The 9,639-nt window shown below is 71.7% G+C and carries 1 protein-coding gene; it reads right to left on the bottom strand.

The genetic code is table 11. The annotated features are described in order from the left end of the window. The coding region (locus AC060L_RS37130; protein WP_483803409.1) for an amino acid adenylation domain-containing protein at positions 1–9,395 on the bottom strand (9,395 nt) is incomplete at its 3' end. Positions 9,396–9,639 lie beyond the last annotated feature (244 nt).

Below are 9,639 nucleotides of genomic sequence, written 5' to 3'. Positions count from 1 at the left end.
ACCCCCGCCAGCACCACCTCACCCGCCGACGACGGCCCCCGATACACCCCACCCGAGAACTCCGGCTCCGGCAACGCCCGCCGATCCAACTTCCCATTCAGATCCAACGGCAGCCGCTCCAACACCACGAACACCGACGGCACCAGAAACTCCGGCAACCGCTCAGCCACGAAACGCCGCAGTTCCGCGAGGTCCACCTGGGCGTCGAGGTCGAAGTCGGTGCCGCCGGGCGTCGCCGCACTGCCGGCCGGCACGACGTAGCCGACGAGCTGCGGGTCGCCCGACCCGGCTGCCGTGCGGACCAGCAGCACGGCCTGCGCGACGCTCGGGTGCTCGGCCATGACGGCCTCGACCTCGCCCGGTTCGATCCGGAAACCACGGATCTTCACCTGGGCGTCGCTGCGGCCGAGGTACTCCAGCGCCCCCTCGGCGTTCCAGCGGACGAGGTCGCCGGTGCGGTACATCCGGCTGCCCGGCTCACCGAACGGATCCGCGACGAACCGCTCGGCAGTCAACCCCGGCCGCTGGTGATACCCCCGACCGATCGCACCACCGACATACAACTCACCCACCACACCCACCGGAACCGGCGCCAGACCGGACCCCAGCACATACGTCCGCATCCCACCCAACGGCAAACCGATCGGGACGTTGCCCGCACCGGCCCAGTCGTCGGGCACGGCGTACGTCGTCGCGTAGAAGTCCTCCGTCTGCCCGTACGCCTGCATGATCCGGGCGCCCGGTATCGCGGCCCTGAGCTTCGCGAACAGGCCTGCGGGGAACGCGTCGCCGCCGAGCACGACGGTGTCCGCCTGCAACCCGCCCGCCACCTGGTCGAGCACGCGTTCCAGCACCGACGGGACGGCCTGCAGGACACCGCCCGTCCAGCCGCCGCGCTCGGCGATCTCCAGCGGATCGCGGACGATCTCGACCGCGGCTCCCGAGGTCAGCGCGCTGAAGATCTCGAAGACGGACACGTCGAAGTTGATCGAGGTCGCGCCGAGCATCAGCGAGCCGGGCCGCAGGCCGACCGCCTCGGCCAGCCGGGAGACACCGTTGACGAGGTTGGCATGCGTGATGGTGACGCCCTTCGGGGTGCCGGTCGAACCCGAGGTGTACATCACGTACGCCACGTTCTCCGCCCGCAACGGCGCCAACCGCTCCCCATCACCCAGATCCGACCCATCACCCCCGACCAGATCCACCTCCTCCAACACCAACAACCCCACACCAACCCCAGGCACCACACCCGACGTCACCGCATCCGTCACCACCAACGCCACCGACGCCTGCGACAGAATCAGATCCAACCGCCGACTCGGATACCGCGGATCAACCGGCACATACCCAGCACCCGACTTCAAGATCCCCAACAACCCCACAACCAGATCCACCGACCGCGGCAACGCCAACCCCACCAACGACTCCGGCCCCACCCCCCGCGACACCAACACCCGCGCCAACCGATTCGCCCGCGCATTCACCTCCGCAAACGACCACTCCACCCCCTCACACACCACCGCCACCGCACCCGGCGACACCCCCACCCGACGCTCCACCAACTCCACCAACGACCCACCCGGCACCCCACCCACCGAAGAGGCCACACCCACCAACCGCTCCAACTCCCCCACCAACAACACATCCACCGCACCCACCCGCAACGACGGATCCCCCACCACACCCCGCAACACCGACACAAACCGCTCCGCCAACCCCACCACCGACACCCGATCGAACAACTCCACCGCATACTCCAGGTAGCCGTGGGCACCGGAGCCGTCCTGGCTGTCGGAGAGCGTGAGGTAGAGGTCGAACTTCGCCGTGCGGGTCTGCACGATCCCCGGCTCGGCCGTCAGGCCGGGCAGCTCGAAGTCGACGCGCAGGTCGTCGTGCCAGGCGAACATCACCTGGAACAGCGGGTGGTAGGCGCGTGAGCGTTCGGGGTTGAGCAGCTCGACGAGGCGCTCGAACGGCACGTCCTGGTTGTCATAGGCCGCAAGTGCCTTGCCGCGGACCCGCTCCAGCAGCTCGGCGAACGTCGGGTTCCCCGACAGATCCACCCGCAAGACCCACGTGTTGACGAAGAACCCGACCAGATCCGCCAGAGCCTCGTCACCACGACCCGCGATCGGCGCACCGATCGACACGTCCTCACCACCACCCAACCGCCCCAACAGCACCGCCAACGCCGCCTGGGTGATCATCGACATGGTGACGTCGTGACGGCGGGCCAGCTCCCGGAGCGCGGCGAGCAGTTCCGGCTCGACGGTGAACTCCACCAGGTCGCCCCGGTGGCTCGCGGCCGGCGGGCGCGGCCGGTCCAGCGGCAGTTGCAGCGGCTGCGGGGCTCCCGTCAACTCCTCCCGCCAGTACGCGCACTGGCGGGCCGAGCGGCTGCCGGGGTCGGTGTCGTCGCCGAGCAGCTCGCGCTGCCAGAGCGTGTAGTCGGCGTACTGGACCGGCAGTTCGTCCCACTGCGGGCCGCGACCGGCGAGCCGGGCCGCGTACGCCGTCGACAGATCACGGGCCAGCGGCGCCATCGACGCACCGTCGGCCGCGATGTGGTGCGTGACGAGCGCGAGGACGAGCTCTTCCGGACCGGCCCGGAAGAGCGTGGCGCGCAACGGGATCTCGGTGGCCAGATCGAACCGGTGGCCCATGGCGGCCGACACGGCGTCGGGCAGCTGCTGCGGCGACACATCGACCACGGCCAGGTCGAAGCCGAACCCGCCCTCGGGCAGGGCCCGTTGGTAGCCGATGCCGTCCGCATCCTCGACGAAGACCGTGCGCAGGCTCTCGTGCCGCGCCAGGACGTCGCGCAGCGCCGCGGCCAGCGCGGCCACGTCCAACTCGCCCTTCAGCCGCAGCGCGAGCGGGATGTTGTAGGTCGCCGACGGCCCCTCGAAACGGTGCAGGAACCAGAGCCGGCGCTGCGCGTACGAGAGCGGCACCAGCTCGGGTCGGTCCTGGCGCGCTCGCAGCTCGGGGCGGCCGAGGTCGTCGCCGGCCGCCTGCGGGGAGAGCAGCGGGCCCAGTTCGGCGACGGTCGGGGCGTCGAACACGGCCCGGAGCGCGAGTTCGGTGCCGAACGCCTCGCGGACCAGGCCGACCAGCCGGGTCACCAGCAGCGAATGACCGCCCAGCGCGAAGAAGTTGTCGTCGATGCCGACCCGGTCGAGCCCGAGGAGATCGGCGAACAGCCCGGCGAGCACCCGCTCCGCCTCGGTGCGCGGCGCGCGGTAACCGGCGCCGGCGATCTCGGGCTCGGGCAGCGCGGCCCGGTCCAGCTTGCCGTTCGGCATCAGCGGCAGCCGGTCCAGGACGACGAACGCGGACGGCACCAGGTGCTCGGGCAGCCGCTCGGCCAGGAACGCCCGCAGGCCGTCCGCCGTGACCTGCTCGTCGCGCGGCACCACGTAGCCGACCAGCCGCATGCCCAGCTGCGCGGTGCGGCCGGCCCGGGCGAGGACGACGGCCCGGGCCACACCCGGGTGCGTGCCCAGCACGGTCTCGACCTCGCCCGGCTCGATCCGGAAGCCGCGGATCTTCACCTGGTCGTCGATCCGGCCGAGGTAGTCGAGCTGGCCGTCCGGGCGCCAGCGCACCTGGTCGCCGGTGCGGTACATCCGGCCGCCCGGCTCGCCGAACGGCTCTGCGACGAACCGCTCGGCGGTCAGCCCCGGCCGGTCCAGGTAGCCGCGGGTCACCCCCCTGCCCGCGATGTACAGCTCACCGGCGACACCGGCGGGCACCGGGCGCAGCCACTCGTCGAGCACGTAGAGCCGGGTGTTGAGCACCGGCCGGCCGATCGGCGGCGGCGTGCCGTCGGCGCGGAGCGGGTCGCTCAGCGTCGCGACGCAGGTGGTCTCGGTCGGCCCGAAGCCGTTGACCAGCCGACGGCCCGGCGACCAGGTCTCCACGATGCCGGGCGGCACGGCCTCGCCGCCGACGCCGAGCGTGGCGAGCCGCGCGTAGCGCCCGGGCGGCACACTCGCGAGCGTGGCCGTGGCGATCAGGCCGACGCTGATCCCGGCCTCGGTGAGCGTCGCGGCGAGCGCCTCGCCGACCTGCTGCCCGGGCGGCACGACCAGGGTGGCCCCGGCGGCGAACGCGGTCAGCCACTCCATGACGGAGATGTCGAAGCTCGGCGAGGTGACGGCGAGCACCCTGGAGTCCGCCGTCACCTCGAACCGCTCGATCTCGGTGCGCGCCAGGCTGGGCAGGGGGCGGTGCGGGACGACGACGCCCTTGGGCCGACCCGTCGAGCCGGACGTGTAGATCACGTAGGCCGGGTGCCCCGGATCCAACGCGCCGAGCCGCTCGGCGTCGGTCGGATCGCTCACCGGGCGGCGGGCCAGCCGCGCGGCCGTCCCGGGATCGTCGAGGACGACCGTGCGGGCGTGCTCGGGCAGCCCCGCGGCGAACTCGCTCCCGGTCAGCAGCAGCGCGGGGCGGGCGTCGTCGAGCAGGTAGGAGATCCGCTCGGCCGGGTACCCCGGGTCGACCGGCAGGAACGCGCCCCCGGCCTTCAGCACCGCCAGCAGCGCGGTGATCTGCTCCGCCGAGCGCGGCAGCGCCAGCGCGACCAGCGTCTCCGGCCGCACCCCCTCCTCGATCAGCCAGTGCGCGAGGCGGTTCGCGCGGGCGTTGAGCTCGCCGTAGGTCAGCGTGAGCGGGCCGGAGACCAGGGCGGTCGCGTCCGGCGTCCGGGCGGCCTGCCGCTCGAACAGCTCCGGCACGGTGACGTCGGGCACCGGCACGGTCGTGTCGTTGAGTGCGTGGAGCAGGTGCTCGCGTTCCTCGGCGTCCAGCAGCTCCAGCTCGGCGACCCGCAGGTCGTCCTGCTCGGTCAGCGCGCGGAGCGCGGACCGCAGCCGCCGGGCGACCGACTCGACGTAGCTGCGGTCGAGCACCTCGGGCCGGTACTGGAGCGTGAGGCTCAGCCGCGGGTCGAGGTCGGCTGCGAGCATCAGCGGGTAGTGGGTGACGGAGAACGGCCTGAGCCCCGTGAAGGCGATGCCGGCCGCCGCACCGGCCTCGACGAGCGCGGCCTTGTCCTGCGGGTAGGACTCGAAGACGACGAGCGTGTCGAAGAGCGTCGGCAGTCCGGTGTGCTGCTGGATCTCGGTGAGCCCGTAGTGGTGGTGGTCGAGCAGCGCGGCCTGCCGCTCCTGGAGCCGCCGCAGCAGTCCTGCGGCCGTCTCGGACGGCGCGAGCGGCACCCGGACGGGCAGCGTGTTGATGAACATGCCGACCATCGCGTCCGCACCGGGCACGGCGGGCGGGCGGCCGGAGACCGTGGCACCGAAGACGACGTCCTGACGGCCCGTCAGCTGGCCGAGCACCAGCGCCCAGGCGCCCTGCACCAAGGTGTTGACGGTGACGCCCAACTCACCGGCCCGGCGGGCGATCCGGCGGGCCTGCTCGGGCGAGAGCTCGACACCGGTCTCGGCGAACCCGGCGCCGGCCGAGCCGTCGCTGCCGGCTGCCTCGGCGGCGGGGGCAAGGGCGGGGGCGGGGGCAAGCGCGGGGGCGGCGGCGCGGCCGAGCAGCGTGGGCTCGTCCAGGCCGTCGAGTTCCGCGGCCCAGGCCTCGGCGGCGGCCGCCCGGTCCTGCCGGGCCAGCCAGGACAGGAAGTCCCGGTAGCCGGCGGACGCGGGCGGGGCGACCGGCGCGGCCGGCTCGCCCGCGGATCCGTAGAGCCGCAGCAGGTCCTCCGTCAGCAACGGGATCGACCAGCCGTCGAAGAGCACGTGGTGTGCGGTCAGCACGAGTTCGGAGCGGTCGTCGGTCAGCCGCACCAGCGCCAGACGCAGCAGTGGCGGGGTGGCGGGGTCGAAGTGGACGGTGTGGTCGCGGGCGAGGAACTCCTCCAGCGCCGCGCCGCGTTCGGCCTCGGCGAGCGCGCGCAGATCGAGCTCACGCCAGGGCAGTTCGACGCCCTCCACGACGAGTTGCACCAGCCCGTCGCCACCGGAGACGAAAGCCGTGCGCAGGTTCGCGTGCCGCTCCAGCAGCGCCTGGCCCGCCCGTCGCATCCGCTCCGGCTCGACCCGGCCGCTGACGTGCAGCACCATCTGCACCTGGTAGGTGTCGTGCTCCGTGTCCTCGCCGAGCAGCGTGTGGAAGAGCAGGCCGCCCTGCAGCGGGGTAAGCGGCCAGGCATCCGAGAGCGCCGGGTAGCGCTGCTCCCAGGCCTCGATCTCGGCCTGGCCGGCCCGCACCAGCGGCAGGTCCGACGGGGTCAGCCCACCCGCTGCCGGCCGCGCCGCGTGCTCGGCGAGCGCGGTCAGCGCCGCCCGCCACAGCTCGGCGAGCTGCTCGACCTCGCTCTGCGAGAGCAGACCGGAGGCATAGGAGAAGACGGCTGCCAGTCGCGGCCCGGCGGGGGTGTCGGTGACGAACGCGCCGATCTCCAGGGCCGAGAGTGCCGGCATGTCGGCGTCGGGGGCGGCCTCGATCTCGTCGAGGTCGGTGGCCTGGGTCCAGCCGAGGCCGCGCAGTTCCTCGGGCATGTCGGCGGCGGAGAACCGGCCCAGGTAGTTGAACCCGATCTGCGGCTCCGGATACCCGGCCAACTCGGCCGCCGTCTCCCCATTCAGATACCGCAGCAGACCGTAACCAAGACCCTTGTCCGGCACCGAGAGCAACTGTTCCTTGACCGCCTTCACCGCCCGACCGGCCGCCACGCCACCGGCGAACGCATCCGCCAGATCCACACCCGACACATCCAGCCGCACCGGGAACATACTCGTCAACCAACCCACTGTGCGCGACAGATCAGCCCCCGGCACCACCGCCTCCTCACGGCCGTGCCCCTCCAGCCGCACCAGCACCCGCACCCGATCACGCCACCGCGCCACCGCGAGCGCCAGCCCCGCCAGCAGACCGTCGTTCACCCCACCCCGGAACGCCGCCGGCACCGACGTCAACAACGCCCGGGTGGTCTCCGGCGCGAGCTCGACCCGCACCGAACGGACCGTCGCCATGGTGTCGGTCGTCGGATCCGCGGCACGACGGCCGAGCGGCGCTTCGGGCTGCGCCATCACGCCCTTCCAGTAGGGAAGTTCGTCGCCCCTTCGAGCCGCTTCCTCGGTGAGGGCGTGTGCCCATCGCCGCACCGAGGTACCGACCCCCGGCAACACCGGCACCCGCCCCTCCCGCACCTGCGCATACGCCTGCGCGAGATCCGGCAACAGAATCCGCCACGACACCCCGTCCACCACGAAGTGATGCAGCACGATCAACAGCCGACCCGCCACCCCCACACCCGCGTCGAACCAGACGAACCGCGCCACCACCCCACCAACCGGATCCAGTTCACCCAGCGCGGCATCCAACTCCCGCCCCGCCAACGCACGCCAGCCCTCCGACTCCCACCGCCCGTCACACACCACCCGGCGCAGCACATCGCCCACCACCACCGAACCCGGCGCACCGACCTCCAACTCCCAACCCACACCGCCCACATCACCCGCACCCGGCACCAACCGGGACCGCAGCACGTCATGACGATCCAGCACCGCCGCCAGCACAGCACCCAACTGCGCCCCGTCGATCCCGGTCGGCAGGTCGCAGATCATCGACATCGAGAACCGGTCGTGGCCGCCGGGCAGGTCGGTGAGCCAGCCGCCGACCGGCAGCAGCGGCACCCGACCGACCCCACCACCGGCCAGCTCCTCCAACACCACCGCCGACCCCACCGAACGCGCCCGCACCGCCAGCTCCGCGACCGTCCGACACTCGAACACATCCCGCGCCGACACCTCCACACCCCGCGCCCGCGCCCGCGTCACCACCTGAATCGAACGGATGCTGTCCCCACCCACCGCGAAGAAATCATCATCCACACCGACCCGATCCAGCCCCAGCACCTCGGCGAACACCCCCGCCAGCACCACCTCACCCGCCGACGACGGCCCCCGATACACCCCACCCGAGAACTCCGGCTCCGGCAACGCCCGCCGATCCAACTTCCCGTTCAGATCCAACGGCAGCCGCTCCAACACCACGAACACCGACGGCACCAGGAACTCCGGCAACCGCTCAGCCACAAAACGCCGCACCTCGGCCGGGTCGACGCCGTCGCCGGCCGGGACCAGGTAGCCGACGAGCTGCTTGCCGCCGTCCGCCTCACGGACCAGTGCGGCCGCCTGGGCGACGTCCGGGTGCGCGGTGAGCGCGGCCTCGACCTCCGCCGGTTCGATCCGGAAGCCTCGCACCTTCACCTGGCTGTCGGCGCGTCCGACGCACTCCAGCTGTCCGGTCGAGGTCCAGCGGGCCAGGTCGCCGGTGCGGTACATCCGGCTGCCCGGCTCACCGAACGGATCCGCGACGAACCGCTCGGCAGTCAACCCCGGCCGCTGGTGATACCCCCGACCGATCGCACCACCGACATACAACTCACCCACCACACCCACCGGAACCGGCGCCAGACCAGACCCCAGCACATACGTCCGCATCCCACCCAACGGCAAACCGATCGGGGCGCTGCCCGTCCCGGTCAACGCTACAGGGGCGGCGGAGCCGGCAAGGGCTGCTGGGACGGCGGGCAGTTCGAACGTGGTCGCGTAGAAGCTCTCGCTCTGCCCGTAACCGTTCAGGATGCGGGTCGTGGGCATGACGGTACGGACCCGCTCCAGCAGAGCGGCCGGCAGCACCTCACCCGCGAACACGACCGCGTCCACCGTGGTCCGTCCCGCGATCTCGTCGAGCAACCCGGCGAAGACGGACGGCACGCAGCTGATCACACTGCCGGTCCAGCTGTCGCGCTCGGCGAGCTCCAGCACGTCGCGGACGATCTCGACGGTGCCACCGGCACTGAGCGCGGTGAAGATCTCGAAGACGGACACGTCGAAGTTGATCGAGGTCGCGCCGAGCAGCCGGGAGCCCTCGGTGATCCCCACCCGCTCGACGAGCCGGGAGACACCGTTGACCGCACCACGGTGCGTGATGGCGACGCCCTTCGGGGTGCCGGTCGAGCCCGAGGTGTACATCACGTACGCCACGTTCTCCGCCCGCAACGGCGCCAACCGCTCACCATCACCCAGATCCGACCCATCACCCCCGACCAGATCCACCTCCTCCAACACCAACAACCCCACACCAACCCCAGGCACCACACCCGACGTCACCGCATCCGTCACCACCAACGCCACCGACGCCTGCGACAGAATCAGATCCAACCGCCGACTCGGATACCGCGGATCAACCGGCACATACCCAGCACCCGACTTCAAGATCCCCAACAACCCGACAACCAGATCCACCGACCGCGGCAACGCCAACCCCACCAACGACTCCGGCCCCACCCCCCGCGACACCAACACCCGCGCCAACCGATTCGCCCGCGCATTCACCTCCGCAAACGACCACTCCACCCCCTCACACACCACCGCCACCGCACCCGGCGACACCCCCACCCGACGCTCCACCAACTCCACCAACGACCCACCCGGCACCCCACCCACCGAAGAGGCCACACCCACCAACCGCTCCAACTCCCCCACCAACAACACATCCACCGCACCCACCCGCAACGACGGATCCCCCACCACACCCCGCAACACCGACACAAACCGCTCCGCCAACCCCACCACCGACACCCGATCGAACAACTCCACCGCATACTCCAGG

The sequence above is a fragment of the Kitasatospora sp. NEAU-69 genome (assembly GCF_057158765.1).
The sequence above is the reverse complement of the archived record's forward strand: the minus strand, read 5'-3'. Positions and strand labels throughout refer to the sequence as shown.